This is a genomic window from Blastococcus saxobsidens DD2 (assembly GCF_000284015.1).
GTDB classification, from domain to species: Bacteria; Actinomycetota; Actinomycetes; order Mycobacteriales; family Geodermatophilaceae; genus Blastococcus; species Blastococcus saxobsidens_A.
In genome coordinates, this window is record NC_016943.1 from 3,216,742 (window position 1) to 3,233,400 (window position 16,659).

The 16,659-nt window shown below is 74.5% G+C and carries 20 protein-coding genes; 13 read left to right on the forward strand and 7 right to left on the reverse strand.

From position 1 onward, the window contains the following. Positions 1-52: 52 nt before the first annotated feature. Both BLASA_RS15255 and BLASA_RS15260 read right to left on the reverse strand, forming a co-directional pair. Complete coding sequence (locus tag BLASA_RS15255; RefSeq protein WP_014377088.1) at positions 53-811, reverse strand: hypothetical protein; 759 nt, start codon at positions 809-811, stop codon at positions 53-55. A 49-nt stretch (positions 812-860) separates the two neighbouring features. After that, entirely contained in the window at positions 861-1,154 is a 294-nt protein-coding gene (locus tag BLASA_RS15260; protein ID WP_014377089.1) for a Dabb family protein, read from the reverse strand. A gap of 98 nt (positions 1,155-1,252) precedes the next feature. On the opposite strand from BLASA_RS15260, the gene BLASA_RS15265 reads away from it, so the two are divergent. Genes BLASA_RS15265 through BLASA_RS15285 form a run of 5 tightly spaced genes read left to right on the forward strand, consistent with a single transcriptional unit; the run spans position 1,253 to position 6,212 of the window. Continuing rightward, on the forward strand, positions 1,253-2,506 hold the full coding sequence (locus tag BLASA_RS15265) for a glycosyltransferase family 4 protein (protein WP_014377090.1): 1,254 nt from the start codon (positions 1,253-1,255) through the stop codon (positions 2,504-2,506). Then, the gene (locus BLASA_RS15270) at positions 2,500-3,291 is read left to right on the forward strand and encodes a class I SAM-dependent methyltransferase (RefSeq protein ID WP_014377091.1); all 792 of its coding nucleotides are present in this window, start codon (positions 2,500-2,502) and stop codon (positions 3,289-3,291) included. Before BLASA_RS15265 ends, BLASA_RS15270 begins: the two co-directional genes overlap by 7 nt. Continuing rightward, positions 3,251-4,393 carry a prenyltransferase gene (locus tag BLASA_RS15275; protein WP_014377092.1) on the forward strand — a complete coding sequence of 381 codons (1,143 nt, stop codon included), beginning with the start codon at positions 3,251-3,253 and terminating at the stop codon, positions 4,391-4,393. Before BLASA_RS15270 ends, BLASA_RS15275 begins: the two co-directional genes overlap by 41 nt. Next, positions 4,390-5,271 carry a glycosyltransferase family 2 protein gene (locus BLASA_RS15280; protein WP_051005024.1) on the forward strand — a complete coding sequence of 294 codons (882 nt, stop codon included), beginning with the start codon at positions 4,390-4,392 and terminating at the stop codon, positions 5,269-5,271. The genes BLASA_RS15275 and BLASA_RS15280 overlap by 4 nt, the downstream gene beginning before the upstream one ends. Then, the gene (locus BLASA_RS15285) at positions 5,268-6,212 is read left to right on the forward strand and encodes a glycosyltransferase family 2 protein (protein ID WP_014377094.1); all 945 of its coding nucleotides are present in this window, start codon (positions 5,268-5,270) and stop codon (positions 6,210-6,212) included. The genes BLASA_RS15280 and BLASA_RS15285 overlap by 4 nt, the downstream gene beginning before the upstream one ends. Before the next feature lie 6 nt (positions 6,213-6,218). On the opposite strand, the gene BLASA_RS15290 is transcribed toward BLASA_RS15285, so the two are convergent. The 4 genes from BLASA_RS15290 to BLASA_RS15305 are packed head-to-tail and all read right to left on the reverse strand — an operon-like array spanning position 6,219 to position 8,928. Next, positions 6,219-6,548, reverse strand: a complete 330-nt coding sequence (locus BLASA_RS15290) for a TraR/DksA family transcriptional regulator (protein WP_014377095.1) — start codon at positions 6,546-6,548, stop codon at positions 6,219-6,221. Continuing rightward, complete coding sequence (locus tag BLASA_RS15295) at positions 6,538-7,191, reverse strand: class I SAM-dependent methyltransferase (protein ID WP_231839470.1); 654 nt, start codon at positions 7,189-7,191, stop codon at positions 6,538-6,540. Before BLASA_RS15295 ends, BLASA_RS15290 begins: the two co-directional genes overlap by 11 nt. Positions 7,192-7,205: 14 nt before the next feature. Continuing rightward, positions 7,206-8,474: a YibE/F family protein gene (locus BLASA_RS15300; protein WP_014377097.1), complete on the reverse strand. Its 1,269-nt coding sequence runs from the start codon at positions 8,472-8,474 to the stop codon at positions 7,206-7,208. Between the two features lie 49 nt (positions 8,475-8,523). Next, the gene (locus BLASA_RS15305) at positions 8,524-8,928 is read right to left on the reverse strand and encodes an STAS domain-containing protein (RefSeq protein WP_014377098.1); all 405 of its coding nucleotides are present in this window, start codon (positions 8,926-8,928) and stop codon (positions 8,524-8,526) included. A gap of 186 nt (positions 8,929-9,114) precedes the next feature. Here BLASA_RS15305 and BLASA_RS15310 point away from each other — a divergent pair, with 186 nt between their 5' ends. The 7 genes from BLASA_RS15310 (at position 9,115) to BLASA_RS24600 (ending at position 14,309) form a co-directional block, all read left to right on the forward strand. Then, positions 9,115-9,612 (forward strand): Hsp20/alpha crystallin family protein, encoded by a 498-nt coding sequence (locus BLASA_RS15310; protein ID WP_014377099.1) that lies wholly within the window; start codon positions 9,115-9,117, stop codon positions 9,610-9,612. 94 nt (positions 9,613-9,706) lie between these two features. Further along, a complete protein-coding gene (locus BLASA_RS15315) occupies positions 9,707-10,060 on the forward strand; it encodes a MerR family transcriptional regulator (protein ID WP_014377100.1) in 354 nt (117 codons plus the stop codon). 96 nt (positions 10,061-10,156) lie between these two features. After that, positions 10,157-10,426: a metal-sensitive transcriptional regulator gene (locus BLASA_RS15320; RefSeq protein ID WP_193345699.1), complete on the forward strand. Its 270-nt coding sequence runs from the start codon at positions 10,157-10,159 to the stop codon at positions 10,424-10,426. 24 nt (positions 10,427-10,450) lie between these two features. Beyond that, positions 10,451-10,663, forward strand: a complete 213-nt coding sequence (locus tag BLASA_RS15325) for a heavy-metal-associated domain-containing protein (RefSeq protein ID WP_014377102.1) — start codon at positions 10,451-10,453, stop codon at positions 10,661-10,663. A gap of 13 nt (positions 10,664-10,676) precedes the next feature. Then, positions 10,677-11,609 (forward strand): hypothetical protein, encoded by a 933-nt coding sequence (locus BLASA_RS15330; RefSeq protein ID WP_014377103.1) that lies wholly within the window; start codon positions 10,677-10,679, stop codon positions 11,607-11,609. Continuing rightward, positions 11,606-13,936: a heavy metal translocating P-type ATPase gene (locus BLASA_RS15335; protein WP_014377104.1), complete on the forward strand. Its 2,331-nt coding sequence runs from the start codon at positions 11,606-11,608 to the stop codon at positions 13,934-13,936. The genes BLASA_RS15330 and BLASA_RS15335 overlap by 4 nt, the downstream gene beginning before the upstream one ends. Positions 13,937-14,114: 178 nt before the next feature. Beyond that, a complete protein-coding gene (locus tag BLASA_RS24600; protein WP_014377105.1) occupies positions 14,115-14,309 on the forward strand; it encodes a hypothetical protein in 195 nt (64 codons plus the stop codon). 39 nt (positions 14,310-14,348) lie between these two features. Here the strand turns inward: BLASA_RS24600 and BLASA_RS15345 are convergent, their stop codons facing one another. After that, on the reverse strand, positions 14,349-15,773 hold the full coding sequence (locus tag BLASA_RS15345; protein ID WP_014377106.1) for an NADP-dependent succinic semialdehyde dehydrogenase: 1,425 nt from the start codon (positions 15,771-15,773) through the stop codon (positions 14,349-14,351). A gap of 171 nt (positions 15,774-15,944) precedes the next feature. Between BLASA_RS15345 and BLASA_RS15350 the strand changes: the two genes are divergently transcribed. Next, positions 15,945-16,658: a dihydrofolate reductase family protein gene (locus BLASA_RS15350; protein WP_231839471.1), complete on the forward strand. Its 714-nt coding sequence runs from the start codon at positions 15,945-15,947 to the stop codon at positions 16,656-16,658. Position 16,659 lies beyond the last annotated feature (1 nt).

The following is a 16,659-nucleotide window of genomic DNA, read 5'->3' on the forward strand; positions in this document are numbered from 1 at the left end:
GAGGGCATCTGTGGATGCCGCCGCGGGCTGTGGACGGTCGGCGCCCGACCGGTCAGCCCAGTGCGTCGGCCTGCGCCTCGTATGCCTGCTCGAGGAGATCGGCGAAGGCGGCCGGGTCCGTGGCCGCGGCCGGGTCCTGACCGGCGTCGATGTTGACCAGGAGCAGCAGCCGGTCGCCGTCCTCCACCGCGCCGATGAGGGTGGGCAGGGAGACCTGCGAACCGTCGGGTGCGGAGAGGGAGGTGGTGTAGCGCAGCAGGGCCGCGCCGTCGCCGAGGTCCTCGACCGGGAGGTTCTCGAAGGTGACGGTCGCCTGACCGATCTCCGGCGAGGTCATCTGCGCCGTCGGGCAGCGCTCTGCGGCCTCGGCCAGCTGGGCGACGGTGTCCTCCAGCGGACCACCACGCATGAGCATCTCGACGGTCGACGAGGCCCCGGTGGTGGCCGTCTGGGCGGCGATGTCCTCGAAGTCGTAGATGTCGGGCTGCATGCCGTCGACCGTGGCCCGGCAGCTCTCCGGGGTGATCTGCAGCTCCTCGGCCTCGGCGGCGAGGCCCGCGCCCTGCTCCAGCTGCTCCGGCGACACCGCGACGACCGTGGCCTCGGGCCCGAACGCCTCGGCCGGCAGGAGTCCGGAGGCCAGATCAGGTTCGCGGGGCTCGTCGGCCGGCGTCGACGTGGCGGTGGCGGTCGAGGTGGAGGTGGCCGCCGGGCTGCCCCCGGGCTCCTCGTCCCCTCCGCAGCCGGCGAGCAGGACGGTCGAGGCCAGTCCGGCGAGCAGCCTCCAGGGGAGGCGGTAGGCAGACGACATGCCCCGAACGTAGCCGTCCGCGGACCGGGACATCCCAGGCCGCGACGTCTCACATGCGGTACTGGACGGCGCTGCGGGCGGCCAGGATCGGCCGGACGTGCTCGGCGATGACGGCGAGGTGCACCGGGTCCTGCGCGTAGCGGTAGAAGGCCTCGGCGTCGGGGAAGTCCGCGACGAGCACCGAGGAGGCGTTCCCGTCGACCAGCCCGGCGTCGTCGGCGACGACCAGCGACGACATCCCGCCCACCTCGCGCCGCAGGCCGCGCAGCGCCTCGAGGGTGGTGGCCCGCCGCTCCGCGTCGGCGTCGGCGGACCAGGTGAAGACCACGACGTGACGGATCATGCGCCCCACTGTGCCAGCGCCCCGGCCGACGAGCCCCGGGAGCGGGCGTTACCGGCTGGTAGCCGAATGCCCGGACCCGGTCGTTAGAGTCCGTTCCCATGGGACGGTCGTTGCGCATCGCACTGCTGTCCTACCGGAGCAAGCCGCACAGCGGCGGCCAGGGCGTCTACGTCCGGGCGCTGTCCCGCGAGCTGGCCGAGCTCGGGCACCGCGTCGAGGTGCTCAGCGGCCAGCCGTACCCCGAGCTCGACGACGGCGTCCCGCTCACCCGTGTGCCGAGCCTGGACCTCTACCGGGAGCCCGATCCCTTCCGCACGCCCCGCCCCTCGGAGGTCCGCGACTGGATCGACGTCGCCGAGTGGGCCACGATGTGCACCGCCGGCTTCCCGGAGCCGCTCACCTTCACCCTGCGCGCGGCCCGCCACGTGCTGCCGCGCCGCGACCGGTTCGACGTGGTGCACGACAACCAGTCGCTGGGCTACGGGCTGCTGCGGCTGGTGCGCGCCGGGATCCCGACCGTCGCCACCGTCCACCACCCCGTGGCGATCGACCGCCGGCTGGAACTGGCTGCGGCGCCGACGCTGCGGCGCAGGCTGACGCTGCACCGCTGGTACGCCTTCACCGCCATGCAGGCGCGGGTGGTCCAGCACCTGGACGGGGTCACGACCGTCTCGGAGAACTCGCGCCGGGACATCTGCGAGCACATGGGTCTCGCTCCCGAGCGGATCGAGGTCGTCCCGGTCGGCATCGACCCGGACCGGTTCACCCCACCGCCGGCCGGGCAGGTCCGCGAGACGGACTCGATCCTCGCCGTCACCAGCGCCGACGTCCCGCTCAAGGGCCTGGTGCACCTGCTCGAGTCGCTGGCCAAGCTGCGCACCGAGCGGCCGGTCCACCTGACCGTCGTCGGCACGGCCCGTCCCGGCGGGCCTGCGGAAGCGGCGCTGGACCGGTTGTCGCTCCGTGACGCCGTCCGGTTCACCGGCCCGGTGCCCGAGGCCGAGCTGATCGGCCTCTTCCAGCGGGCGACCGTGGTGGCGATCCCCTCGCTGTACGAGGGGTTCTCGCTGCCGGCCATCGAGGCCATGGCGTGCGCCACCCCGCTGGTCACCACGGACGCCGGGGCGCTGCCCGAGGTGGTCGGCACCGAGGCCGGCCTCCGGGTGCGCGCCGGCGACGTCGGCGAGCTCACCGCCGCGCTGAAACTGGTCCTGGACTCCCCGTCCCTGGCCGAGCAGCTCGGCCGCGCCGGACGGCGGCGGGTCCTCGACACCTACACCTGGCGGGCCACGGCCGAGCGGACCGCCGACTGGTACGCCGCCGTCCTCGAGCGCAAGGGGAAGCAGTGCTGACCGTCGACTACGACCGCCTGGACCTGCGGCCCGGGATGACCGTCCTCGACCTCGGGTGCGGCGAGGGCCGGCACGCCTTCGAGGCCTACCGCCGGGGTGCGCGCGTCGTCGCCGTCGACTGGGGGCAGCCGGAGGTCGAGACGACGAAGCTCTGGCTGGGCGCGATCGCCGAGGCCGGCGAGGCTGGGCGGGCGGGCGATGGCACAGCTGCCCGCTACGAGGTCGTCCGCGGTGACCTGCTGCACCTGCCCTTCCCCGACGCCAGCGTCGACCGGGTGATGGCGTCGGAGGTGCTCGAGCACATCCCCGACGACGCCACGGCGATGGCCGAGATCTTCCGGGTCCTGAAGCCCGGCGGTCGGGTCGCGGTGACCGTCCCCCGCTACGGCCCCGAACGGGTCTGCTGGGCGCTGTCGGACGAGTACCACGCCAACGAGGGCGGGCACATCCGCATCTACCGGGGCGACGTCCTGCGCGCCCGGCTGGCCACCGCCGGCCTGGTGCCGGGCGCCAGCCACCACGCGCACGCCCTGCACGCGCCGTTCTGGTGGCTGAAGTGCGCCGTCGGGGTGGAGAAGGAGTCCCCGCTCGTGCGCGCCTACCACCGGCTGCTGGTGTGGGACCTCACGCACCGCCCGTGGCTGACCCGCACCGCCGAACGGCTGCTGGACCCGCTGTTCGGCAAGAGCTTCGTCGTCTACGCCGACAAGCCCACCGCCGCGACGTCCCCGGCGCGGGTCTTCGGTGTCACCGGACAGCGGGAGCGGTCCGCTGCCGCCGGCTGAGCGGGCGGGCCTCCTGCTGCCGGAGCTGCCCGGGGTGCTCGGCGCCGACCAGGTGCGGCAGACGGTCGCCTGGATCGCCGGTGAGCAGTCCCGGGACGGCGCCCTGCCGTGGTTCCGCACCGGCCAGCTGGATCCCTGGGACTCGGTCGAGGCGGCGATGGCACTCGACGTCGCCGGCGAGCACGCCCGCGCCGTGGCGGCCTACCGCTGGCTCGCTGCCCGGCAGCGGGCCGACGGCAGCTGGGCCGCCGAGTACCGCGCCGGTGTGGAGTCCGCCCCGGCCGCGGAGAGCAACCACGCCGGCTACCTCGCCGTCGGGGTCTGGCACTCCTGGCTGGCCGCCGGTGACGAGGCGCTCGTCGTCGAGCTGTGGCCGGTGGTGCGGGCCGCGCTGGACCTGGTCGTCCGCATGCGGCTGCCCGGCGGCGGGATCGGCTGGGCCCTGCGCCCTGACGGCACCCCCGACGACCTGGCGCTGCTCACCGGGAACGCCAGCCTGTTCCAGGCGCTGCGCTGCGGGCTGGCCCTGGCCGACCTCGTCGGGCAGGCGCAGCCGGACTGGGAGCTGGCCGTCGCCGACCTCGGCAGCGCGCTGCGGGAGCGGCCGGAGTACTTCGCCGACCGGTCGCGCTACTCGATGGACTGGTACTACCCCGTCCTCGGCGGCGCGGTCACCGGTGCGGCCGGCGGCGACCTGCTGGCCGAGGGCTGGGACCGGTTCGTCGTCCCCGGCCTGGGCATCCGCTGCGTCGCCGACCGGCCCTGGGTGACCGGCGCCGAGACCTGCGAGCTCGCCCTGGCCCTCGTCGCCGCCGGACAGCGCGACGCGGCGCTGGAGCAGGTCGCGGCGATGCAGCACCTGCGCGACGACGACGGCGCGTACTGGACGGGGTACGTCTACCCCGACGACGCCCGCTGGCCGATCGAGCGGACGACCTGGACCGCGGCGGCGGTGGTCCTGGCGGCCGACGCCCTCTCCGGGGCCTCGGGCGCCGCCGGGCTGTTCGCCGATCCCGGTGCGCTCCCCGCCGCCGGGACGCCGGGGCAAGGCATCCCGGATCCCGGTTGGCTCCCCGGGTCTGCGGGCAGGGTCTCCTCATGACCACGTTGCCCGAGACCGAGCGCTCCCGCCCGGACGAGCCCGACGTCACGGTGGTCGTCGCCAGCCGCAACCGCCGGGCGGACCTGCTGGCCACGCTGCCGCGCCACGAGGCGCCGGTGGTGCTCGTCGACAACGCATCGACCGACGGCACCCTCGCCGCGGTGCGCCAGGCCCATCCCGAGGTGGGCCTGCTCGTGCTGGACCGCAACGAGGGGGCCCACGGGCGCACGCTGGGGGCCGCGGAGGCGCAGACCCCGTTCATCGCCTTCGCCGACGACGACTCGTGGTGGGCCCCGGGTGACCTGGCGCGCGCAGTGGCGATCATGCGCGCCCATCCCCGGCTGGCCCTGCTCAACGCACGGATCCTGGTCGGTCCGGAGGAGCGGCTGGACACCGTGTGCACGGAGATGGCCCGGAGCCCGCTGGGCACGGCACCGGACCTGCCGGGCCCCTCGCTGCTCGGGTTCGTCGCCTGCGCCGCACTGGTCCGGACCGAGGCCTTCGAGGCCGTCGGCGGCTTCGACCCGGTGGTGCGGTTCCCCGGCGAGGAGGAGCGGGTGGCCCTGGACCTGGCCAGCGCCGGGTGGGGGCTGTCCTACGTCGACGAGGTGACCATCCACCACCACCCCTCCCCCCAGCGCGAGGCGCCGACCCGCCGGCAGACCGGCATCTGGCGGAGCCGGCTCCTCACCGCGGCGATGCGCCTGCCGGCCGGCGAGCTGGCTCGGACCGCCGGGCGGGCGGTGCTGGCGGGCCGGCCGGGGATCGAAGGGTTGCTGCGGGCGGCGCCGGACCTGCCCGCCGCGCTGCGCCGGCGACGGCCGGTCCCTCCCGGCGTGCTGGCCGACCTGCGCCGCCTCCAGGAGGACGGGTCGTGACCACCACCGAGTCCGGCATCCGGCGGTCCGGGGACCGCCCTCTCGACCCGGATCCCCGCGTCGCCGTCGTCGTCATCACCCATCAGCGCCGCGACGAGCTGCTGCTGGCGCTGGAGCGCCTGGTCGCCCTGCCCGAGCAGCCGCACGTGGTGGTGGTGGACAACGGCTCGACCGACGGCACCGCCGACGCCGTCCGCGAGCGGTTCCCGCAGGTGGAGCTGATCGCCAGCCCGGAGAACCTGGGCGCCGTCGGCCGCAACCTCGGGGTGGCCCGGCTGGACACCCCCTACGTGGCCTTCTGCGACGACGACACCTGGTGGGAACCCGGCGCGCTCCGCACGGCGGCCGACACCCTCGACGCCCATCCCCGGCTGGCGATCGTGACCGCCCGGATCCTGGTGGAGCCGGGCGGCTCCGAGGACCCGATCGTCGCCGAACTGCGCGACTCGCCCGTCCGGGGCGCCGACTGGCTGCCCGGTCCGGCGCTCGGATCGTTCCTCGCCGGGGCCTCCGTGCTCCGGCGGGAGGCGTTCGAGGAGGTCGGCGGGTTCTCCGAACGGCTCTGGCTGGGCGGCGAGGAGGAGCTCATGGCCGGCGACCTGGCCGCCCGCGGCTGGGAGCTCTGCTACCTGCCGGCCCTGACCGTCCACCACCAGGCGAGCACCGCCCGCGACCCGCACAAGCGGCGCGCGGACGGCATCCGGAACACCCTGTGGACGACGTGGCTGCGCCGCCCGTTCCGCCCGGCGCTGCGGCGCACCGTGCACCTGCTGCGGACGGTGCCGCGCGACCGGGTGACGCTGCAGGGGCTGGTCCAGGCCATCCGGGGCCTGCCGTGGGTGCTGCGCGAGCGGCGGGTGCTGCCCCCGCACGCCGAGGCCCGGTTCGCCGCCCTGGAGGCCGCCCAGAAGAAGTCGGCGGCCCGCAAGTACGTCAGCTAGCGACCCTCAGCGGGCGCAGCTGATGCAGGTGCGGGCGGTCGGGCGGGCTTCCAGCCGCTCGGCGGCGATCGGCCGGCCGCAGCGCTCGCACCGGCCGTAGGTGCCGGCCTCCACGGCCGTGACGGCGGCGTCGACGTCGGCCAGTCGCCGGCGGGCCTGCTGCAGCAGGGCGGCCACCTGCTGGCGCTCGAAGGCGATCGTGGCGCCCTCCGGGTCGTGCTCGTCATCGGCGTTGGACGCCTTGGAGGCGGCGACCACCTCGTCGAACTCCCGGGTCAGCGCCTCGATCTGCGCGAGCACCGCCGCCCGCTCCGCCCCGAGCGGGTCAGCGCTCACGGCGCAGCAGCCGGAGGGAGCCGGTGCCGGGAAGCTCCGCGAAGTCGCCGGACTCCAGCACCCGCCGGTAGACGCCGTAGGGCGCCTGCCCGCCCTCGGCCGGGTCGGGGAAGACGTCGTGGATCGCCAGGGTGCCGCCCACCGCCAGCTTGGCCACCCACGCGTCCTGGTCGCGGCGCGCGGACTCCTCGGTGTGGCTGCCGTCGAGGAAGAGCAGCGCGAGCGGGGTGCCCCACAGCGGGGCCAGCGTCTCCGACCGGGTGACGACGGCGACGACGACGTCCTCGACCCCGGCCTCCGCGACGGTCCGGCGGAAGTGCGGCAGGGTGTCGATCCGCCCGACCGCGGGGTCGACCAGCGAGGGGTCGTGGTACTCCCAGCCGGGCTGGTGCTCCTCCGAGCCGCGGTGGTGGTCGACGGTCACCACCTGCCGGCCGGTCTCCCGCGCGGCGGCGGCCAGGTACAGCGCGGACTTGCCCATCCAGCTGCCCACCTCGAGCAGCGGCCCGGGGACGGCGACGGCGCGGGCCGCCTCGTACAGGGCGCGGCCCTCGTCGTCGGGCATGAAGCCCGGAGCGGCCTGCGCGGCGGCGAGGAGCTCGGTGCTCAGGGACGGGACGGGCGGGAGCAGGGTCGGGGGCACGGGATCAGCCTCGCTCATCGGGCGAACCGGGCGCGCAGCGCGGTCACCGAGCGCTCGGTGGCGGCTCCGGCCTGGGTGTCGGCGGCCTTCGCGAAGAAGGCGCCCGCGGCGGTGGTCACCGGCACGGCGAGCACCAGTGCGATGGCGCCGACCATCGTGCGGATGACCTCCTCGGCCAACGCGGACGACGTGAGGACGACGTTCCAGGGCTGGGAGTAGACCTCGAAGAGCAGCAGCAGCGGGAGCGCGGCACCGGCGTAGGCGAAGACGATCGTGTAGACCGTCGAGGCGATGTGGTCGCGGCCCACCGTCATCCCGCGGGTGTAGAGCTCTCGCCAGGTCATCGACGGATCGACCTCGTGCAGCTGCCAGATCGCCGACGCCTGGGTGATCGTGACGTCGTTGAGCACCCCGAGGCCGGCCACCACGATCCCGGCGAGCACCAACCCGGAGAAGTCGAGCGTCGGGTCGTAGCCCTGCAGGGTCACGGTCTCCTCGCTGGTCAGCCCGGTCAGCCGGGCCGTGGCCACCGAGAGCGCCCCCATGACGGCGACCAGCGTCAGCCCGAAGAGGGTTCCGACGAGCGCCGTCGTCGTGCGGGCCGAGAAACCGTGCGCGAGATAGAGGACGACGAACATGATCGCCGCGGAGCCGACGAGGGTGACCAGCACCGGCGAGGTGTCACCGAGCAGGCCCGGGAGGACGAACCGCAGCAGGATGAAGAAGGCGAACGCCAGACCGAGCAGCGACGCCAGGCCGCGCAGCCGGGCGACTAGCCCCACGACGACGGCGAAGACGATCGCCAGGGTGATCATCGGGGCGTCGCGGGCGAAGTCGTAGAACAGGTACGCGGCACCGCCCTCCGCCGCGGCGTCGCGGGTGAGGACGAGGGTGTCGCCCTCCTCCACCCCGTTGGCCACCACCACCGCGTCGAGCTCGAGCTGGACGAAGTCCCCGGCCCCGTCGCCGTCGAGGATCTCCACGACCGCGGTCGCGCACGTCTGTGCCCGTCCCTCGATGCCGCAGTCGTACGGCTCCACCGAGGCGACCCGGCCGTCGGGATAGGTGGTCCCCGGCGGCAGCGCCTCGGTCGCCGCCTGCTCGGCGCGGGTGGGCTCGCCGTCGGGCCACAGGGCGACCAGCCCGATCACCGTGGCCAGCGCGGCCGGGACCAGGATGAGGAGCATCAGCCACACGGCGCGGCGCCGTCGGCCGAGCGCCTCCTCGGTGGGCGGGGGCGCGTCCGGGTCGGGACCGTGGCTGTGGGCGTGGGTGGACGACACCCGGTCAGGCTAGGAGCCCGGTCGCCGCCGGCCCGCACCCCACACCGGGCTAGGACTGCTCGGCCGCCCGCTCACCGCCGGCCTCGGCGATGGTGAACCGGTGCCACAGGCCGGTGAGCTGGAGCGGGCGGGCCACCGACGGCGGCGGGTCCACGAGCACGGTCTCGATGCCGCGCGGCACGCCGAGCTTCTGGACCTGGACCAGCACCGCGAGGCCGGAGGAGCTCATGAACGTCACCCCGCGCAGGTCCAGCTCGACCCGGCGCAGCGAGTGCTCGGCCAGGAGCACGTCGGTGACGGTGCGCACGAGCGGGCGCCGGGCGGTGTCGGTGAGTTCACCGGTGATGCTGAGCCGGGCGGTCTTGCCCTCGACCGTGTGCGCGACGGTGGGCTCTGCGTCCGGGACGGGGCGGTCGGGCGCTGCCTGCGGGGTGGCGCTGGTCGTCTCCTCCACGGGCCCCTCCTGCCCCGCCCGGCACCGGTTCACGCCTGCCGGAGGGAGGTCCGCGACAGGGACCAGGAGATGTTCTCGCCCAGTGGATGTTTACCTCGGTGACCGAGCGAGGTAATCTCCATTCGCCACTAGAGGTTCCTACCTCGGGCAGCGAACACCAGAACGACTGTGCAGGAGGTCCCAGCCATGATGCTGACCGCTTACGACCCGTTCGCCGCCACGTCCGCCGCCTTCCGCGCGCTGGACCAGCTCACCGGCCGCGCCGGAACCGGCACCGCCCGCCAGCTGTCGGGGATGCCGATGGACGCCTATCGGGTCGGCGACAATTTCGTCGCCCATTTCGACCTGCCGGGCGTCGACCCGGGCTCGATCGATCTCTCGGTCGAGGGCAACACCCTGACCGTCAGCGCCGAGCGCTCGGTCCCGCAGCTGGAGAACGCGGAGTGGGCCGTCGCCGAGCGGCCGTTCGGCAGCTACACCCGCCAGCTGGTGCTCGGCCGCAGCCTGGACACCGACCGACTGGAGGCCAGCTACCACGACGGCGTGCTGACCGTGAGCATCCCGGTGGCCGAGAAGGCGAAGGCGCGCAAGATCACCGTGACCCGCGCCGACGTACCCACGGCCGTCGAGGGCCGCACCATCGAGGGCGAGTCGCAGCACGAGACCAAGGCGGTCGAGAGCTGACCGCGACCTGACCGGCAGCAGCGCAGGGGCCGGGCCCGTCCGGGGCCCGGCCCCTGCGCCGTCCGGCCCGCTGACGACGACAGGAGCCCGCCCCGTGGATCCCGAGCACCCCAGCCCGCTGCGCCGGCTGGACGACCCCGACTACCCGGCCCTCACGATGAGCCAGGCGGCCGAGCTCCTCGGCGTCCAGGCGGCCTTCCTCCGCAGTCTCGACAGCTCCGGCGTCCTGCACCCGCACCGCTCCCCCGGCGGCCACCGCCGCTACTCCCGCCAGCAGCTCACCCTCGCCGCGCGCGTCCGCGGCCTCCTCGACGACGGCCACCTCCTCGCATCGGCGGAGCTGATCGTCGGGCTGCAGGACGAGCTGACCTCCGCCCAGGCCGACCTGGCGCGGCTCCGGGAGGACGGCGATCCCGACCCTGGCGTCGGAAACCCTAGGGGGGTATAGTTCCTCGCGACGTCGCGGACCCGCGGCGCCGACAGGAGGGACGACGTGGAGACCACCGAGGGTGGCTGCAGCGGCCACGACCACGCGCACGGCTACATCCACCGCAAGGACGACTACCTCAAGCGCCTGCGGCGGATCGAGGGCCAGGCCCGCGGTCTGCAGCGCATGGTCGAGGACGAGAAGTACTGCATCGACATCCTCACCCAGGTCTCGGCCATGACGAAGGCGTTGCAGGCCGTTTCCCTCGGGCTGCTCGAGGAACACCTCAGCCACTGCGTCGTCGACGCCGCGCGAGCGGGCGGCCGCGAGGCCGAGGAGAAGGTCCGCGAGGCCACCGACGCCATCGCCCGCCTCGTCCGCTCCTGACCATCCACCTCCCGGGAGGACCCCATGACCACCACCGCCAGCTACACCGTCACCGGCATGACCTGCGCGCACTGCGTCACCTCCGTCACCGAGGAGGTCTCGCAGCTGCCCGGTGTCACCGGTGTGGAGGTCGACCTCGCCACCGGCGGGCTGACCCTGACCAGCGAGCAGCCGGTCGACGAGGCTGCCGTCCGCGCCGCCGTCGAGGAGGCCGGATACGAGGTGGGCGGCCGCTGACGCGGCCGGCGCCATGAACACACCCACGAAGATCGCCGCGTTCGCCGTCGGCCTCGTCGCCGTCTTCGGCGCGGCGGTCGGCGTCGGATCCGCGGTGGGGCCGGTCGGCGCGGGGGACGACTCCCCCGCGCCCGGGCACGCCGCGGCCGACGCGGGGCACGGGGACGGCGGTCACGAGGCCGCCGCTCCCGCGCCTGCGGACCTGCCGGCCGGGCTCCAGGTCGCCGAGGACGGCTACACCCTCGACCTGGCCGCGGACACCGCTCCCGCCGGCTCCGCCACCCCTGTCGCCTTCACCGTGCTGGGCCCCGACGGCTCGCCGGTCAGGGGGTACGAGGCCGACCACGAGGCCGACCTGCACCTGATCGCCGTGCGCCGCGACCTCACCGGCTACCAGCACGTCCACCCCGAGCTCGGTGCCGACGGCGTCTGGCGGGCCCCCCTCGCGCTGGAGCCGGGCAGCTGGCGGCTGTTCGCCGACTTCACCGCCGCCGCCGACGGCGAGAACCGCGTGCTCGGCGCCGACCTCGCCGTCCCGGGCAGCTACGACCCGCAGCCGCTGCCGGAACCGTCGGCGGTGGCCGAGGTCGACGGCTACACGGTCGTGCTCACCGGCGGGCTGACGCCGGGCTCGGAGTCGGAGCTGACGTTCAGCGTGAGCCGCGACGGCGTGCCGGTCACCGACCTGCAGCCCCACCTCGGGGCCTACGGGCACCTGGTGGCCCTGCGCGACGGCGACCTCGCCTACCTGCACGTGCACCCCGCCGAGCACGACGAGGTCCAGCCCGCACCCGGGCCGCACGTCGAGTTCGCCACCACCGCCCCGTCGACGGGTACCTACCGGCTGTTCCTGGACTTCCGGCACGGCGACGCCGTGCACACGGCGGAGTTCACGGTGCCCGCCGGAGGGCCTCCCGCCGCCTCGCACGAGGAGCACGGATCATGACCACCGCACCCGCAGGCACCACCACCGACGTCGAGCTGCTCATCGGCGGGATGACCTGCGCCTCCTGCGCCGCCCGGGTGGAGAAGAAGCTCAACAAGCTCGACGGCGTCACCGCCACCGTCAACTACGCGACCGAGAAGGCGAAGGTCAGCTACGGCGACGGCGTGAACACCGGGGACCTGATCGCCACGGTCGAGAAGACCGGCTACTCCGCGCGCCTCCCCGAGCCCCCGCGGCCGGAGATCCCCGCGGAGGCCGAGGCCGACCCCGCCGACGCCCCGGTGCACGCGCTGCGGACCCGCCTCGTGGTCTCCACCCTGCTGAGCGTCCCGGTGATCCTCATGGCGATGGTGCCGGCGCTGCAGTTCCAGTACTGGCAGTGGCTGTCGCTGACCCTCGCCGCCCCCGTGGTGGTGTGGGGCGGCGCGCCGTTCCACCGGGCGGCCTGGACCAACCTGCGCCACGGCGCGGCGACCATGGACACCCTGGTGTCGCTGGGCACGCTGGCGGCCTTCGGCTGGTCGCTGTACGCGCTGTTCTGGGGCACCGCCGGCGTCCCCGGCATGACGCACCCGTTCGAGCTGACCATCGCCCGCACCGACGGCAGCGCCAACATCTACCTCGAGGCCGCGGCCGGGGTGACGACGTTCATCCTGGCCGGCCGCTGGTTCGAGGCGCGGTCCAAGCGCCGGGCCGGCGCGGCGCTGCGCGCGCTGCTGGAGCTGGGCGCCAAGGAGGTCTCGGTGCTGCGCGGCGGCACCGAGCAGCGGGTCCCGGTCGGCGAGCTCGGCGTGGGCGAGCTGTTCGTCGTCCGGCCCGGCGAGCGGATCGCCGCCGACGGCGAGGTGACCGAGGGCTCGTCCGCCGTCGACGCCTCGATGCTCACCGGCGAGTCGGTGCCGGTCGAGGTCCGCCCCGGCGACCCGGTCACCGGCGGCACGGTCAACGCCGGCGGCCGGCTGGTCGTCCGCGCCACCCGCGTGGGCAGCGAGACCCAGCTCGCCCAGATGGCCCGGCTGGTGGAGGACGCGCAGAACGGCAAGGCCGAGGTGCAGCGGCTCGCCGACCGGATCTCCGGGATCTTCGTGCCGGTCGTGCTCGCGCTGACCGTGGCGACCCTCGGCTTCTGGATCGGCACCGGCGCCGGCCTGCCGGCCGCCTTCACCGCCGCGGTGGCCGTGCTGATCATCGCCTGCCCCTGCGCGCTCGGGCTGGCCACGCCCACCGCGCTCATGGTGGGCACCGGCCGCGGCGCGCAGCTCGGCATCCTGATCAAGGGGCCGGAGGTGCTCGAGTCGACCCGACGGGTGGACACGGTGGTCCTGGACAAGACCGGCACGGTGACCACCGGGCGCATGACGCTGCTGGACGTCGTCCCCGCCGCCGGGGAGGACGCCGACCGGGTCCTCCGCCTGGCCGGCGCCCTCGAGGCGGCCTCGGAGCACCCGATCGCCCAGGCCGTGGCCCGCGCCGCGACCGAGCGCACCGGTGACCTTCCCGCGGTGAGCGACTTCGCCAACGTCGAGGGCCTCGGCGTGCACGGGGTGGTGGAGGGCTCGGCGGTGGTGGTCGGACGACGGCGTCTGCTGGCCGACTGGTCGCTGGCCCTTCCCGCCGACCTGGAACGGGCCGTCGCCGAGGCCGAGGACGCCGGCCGGACCGCGATCGCGGTCGGCTGGGACGGCGCGGCCCGCGGGGTGCTCGTCGTCGCCGACGCGGTCAAGCCGACCTCTGCGACGGCCGTCGCCCAGCTGCGCGCCCTCGGGCTGACCCCGATCCTGCTCACCGGCGACAACGAGAAGGCCGCCCGCGCCGTCGCCGCCCAGGTGGGCATCGACGAGGTGATCGCCGAGGTGCTCCCGCAGGACAAGGTGGCCGTCGTGCGGCGGCTGCAGGACGAGGGCCGCACCGTGGCCATGGTGGGCGACGGCGTGAACGACGCCCCGGCGCTGGCCCAGGCCGACCTGGGCCTGGCGATGGGGACCGGCACCGACGTCGCCATCCAGGCCAGCGACCTGACCCTGGTGCGTGGCGACCTCCGGGTGGCCGCGGACGCGATCCGGCTGTCCCGCCGGACGCTGGGCACGATCAAGGGCAACCTGTTCTGGGCCTTCGCCTACAACGTGGCCGCGCTGCCGCTGGCCGCCGCGGGCCTGCTGAACCCGATGATCGCCGGTGCCGCCATGGCGTTCAGCTCGGTGTTCGTCGTCTCCAACAGCCTGCGGCTGCGGGGCTTCGCACCACTGCCGGAGAACCGCGACGCGACCCTGGCTGTCGCGGGTGGGCACCCGGCCGACGAGCAGGTGGCGGCGCCGAGCCGGAGCTGAGGCCGCCGGAGGTGCTCTTCGCACAGTCGGCGGCTGCTCCCCCCGGTGAGCAGCGGCCGACTGCGCGCAGACCTCCACCCGGTCCACAGGTTTCCCCGCGCACAGTCTGTCTCTGCCCACCACCGCGGGGCAGAGACAGACCGTCCGCACCTATCCGTTCCCGTTCACGGGTGTCACGGTGAGTAGTGCGCTCGGCCACGGTCGGCGACGAGCTGCCCGGTGGGTCTCGGTCGCCGGGCTCGCCGCCGGCCTGCTCCTGCTCGCGCGTCCGGCCGCGGTCGCCGCGGTGGTCGACCCGGGGTTCCCGCGGGACTGGCTCTGGCTCGCCCGCGTGCTGGCCGGCCGGTCCGTCGCGGGGGTACGGCGCCGGTAGCGCGGCACCGGGTCCCTGAGAACGGCCCGGCCGGGGAGCTCACTCCGCGGCGGACCCGGCGGTGTTCCCCTTGGCCTGCTCGCTGCTGGGGCCGCCGACCCAGACCGTCTTGGCGTTCATGAACTCGTACATGCCGACGTCGGTCAGCTCCCGGCCGTAGCCGCTCTGCTTGATCCCGCCGAAGGGCAGCTCGGGATAGCTGGCGGTCATCCCGTTGATGAACGCCATGCCCGAGGCGATGTCGCGGACGAACTGCGCCCGCTCGTCGGCGTCCTCGCTCCAGAGGTTCGAGCCCAGCCCGTAGACGTGGCTGTTGGCGAGCTCGATCGCCTCCTCCAGCGAGTCCACGGTGTACAGCGCCGCGACCGGCCCGAACACCTCCTCGGAATGCATCGCCATCTCCGGGGTCACGTCGGAGACCAGGGTGGGCTGGTAGAACCAGCCGGGCCGGTCCACCCGCTCCCCGCCGACGACGACCGTCGCCCCCTTGCTGCGGGCGTCGGCGACGTAGTCCTCGACGTCACGCAGCCCCGACTCGGTGGCCAGCGGCCCGATCTGCGTCTCCTCGGCCATCGGGTCCCCGACGGTCAGGGCGGCGATCTTCTCGGCGAACATCCGGGTGAACTCCCCGGCGACGTCACGGTGCACGAAGAAGCGCTTGGCCGCGATGCAGCTCTGCCCGTTGTTCTGGTTGCGGGCGGTCGTGGCCACCCCGGCGGCGGTGTCCAGGTGGGCCGAGGGCATGACGATGAACGGGTCGGACCCGCCGAGTTCGAGCACCGTCTTCTTCAGCGCGTCGCCGGCGATCGCGGCGACGGACTGCCCGGCCGGACCGCTGCCGGTGAGCGTCGCGGCGATCACCCGGTCGTCGCGCAGCACCTGCTCGACGGTCCCCGAGCCGATCAGCAGGGTCTGGAAGACGTCGTCGGGGAAGCCCGCCTTGCGGAACAGCTCCTCCAGGTACAGCGCGGTCTGCGGCACGTTGCTCGCGTGCTTGAGCAGCCCCACGTTGCCGGCCATCAGCGCCGGCGCGGCGAACCGCATCGCCTGCCAGAGCGGGAAGTTCCACGGCATGACCGCCAGGACCACGCCGAGCGGCTGGTGGACCACGTAGGCCTGCGCCGCGCCCACCGCGGCGGCGTCCTTGACCTGGGGCTCGAGGAAGGCCGGCCCGCGCTCGGCGTACCAGCGCAGCGCCGTCGCGCACTTCCCGACCTCCGCCTTGGCCGACGCGAGGGTCTTGCCCATCTCGGTGGTCATGAGCTCGGCGACGGCGTCCGCGTCGGCGTCCAGCGCGTCGGCCGCAGCGGACAGCCAGCCGGCCCGCTGCTGCGGTGAGGTCAGCCGGTAGCGCGCGAACGCGGCGGCCGCACGGGCGAGCTTCTCCTCGAGCGCCTCCTCGGTGAGGGGCTCGTAGGTCTTGAGCGTCTCCCCGGTGGCCGGGTTGATCGTGGCGATGGCCATGGTGTTCTCCCCTGTGCGTGTGGTGGTCCGGCGGCGGGTGCGCTGCCGAGGTCGGCGGTGGTCGGCGGGCGCGGGCTGCGGAGCCCCTGGGTACCAGCCTGCCCGGTCCGGGCAGAACCGGCTCGGGCACGGAGGCGCGATCCCCCGTTCGTCCGCCCACGTGCCGCCGTCATGCTCGACACCCTGGCGACCGGGCCGGACACGCCGGTGGGTGCGGGCGGCACCGCCCTGTCGGGCGGCGCGCGGCACCGGCGGGCCGCCGCGCGTGCTGCTGGCCGACCGCGGCTGTCGTACCCGTCCGGCACGCTGCGCGGCATGGACGTCTCCTTCACCGGTTCGGTCTTCCTCGGCATGAGCGTCGACGGGTTCATCGCCCGCCTCGACGGCGACCTCTCCTGGCTCACCGGCGGCGGCGAGACCGGCGGCGGTGAGACCGGTGGTGCACCGGACGACGGCGACGGCGGCGACTTCGGGTTCGCCGAGTTCCTCTCCGGCATCGACGCCCTCGTCATGGGCCGCGCCACCTACGAGTTCATCGCGCCGTTCGCCGACTGGCCCTACCGGGGCAAGCCGGTGCACGTGCTGAGCACATCGCTACCCGCTGGCGCCGATCCGCGGATCACCGTGCACCGGTCGCTGGACGAGGCCGTGACGGCGCTGGACGCGGCCGGGTACCGGCGGGTGTACGTCGACGGCGGCCGGACGGTGCACGCGTTCCTCGCGGCCGGGCTGGTCGCGGACCTCACGCTGTCGCGGATCCCGGTGCTGATCGGCACGGGGCTGACGCCGTTCGGCGAGCTGGCCGCCGACGTGCCGCTCGAGCACGTCGGCACGCGCAGCTTCGCCGGCGGGATGGTGCAGAGCACCTACCGGGTGCGGCGGTAGC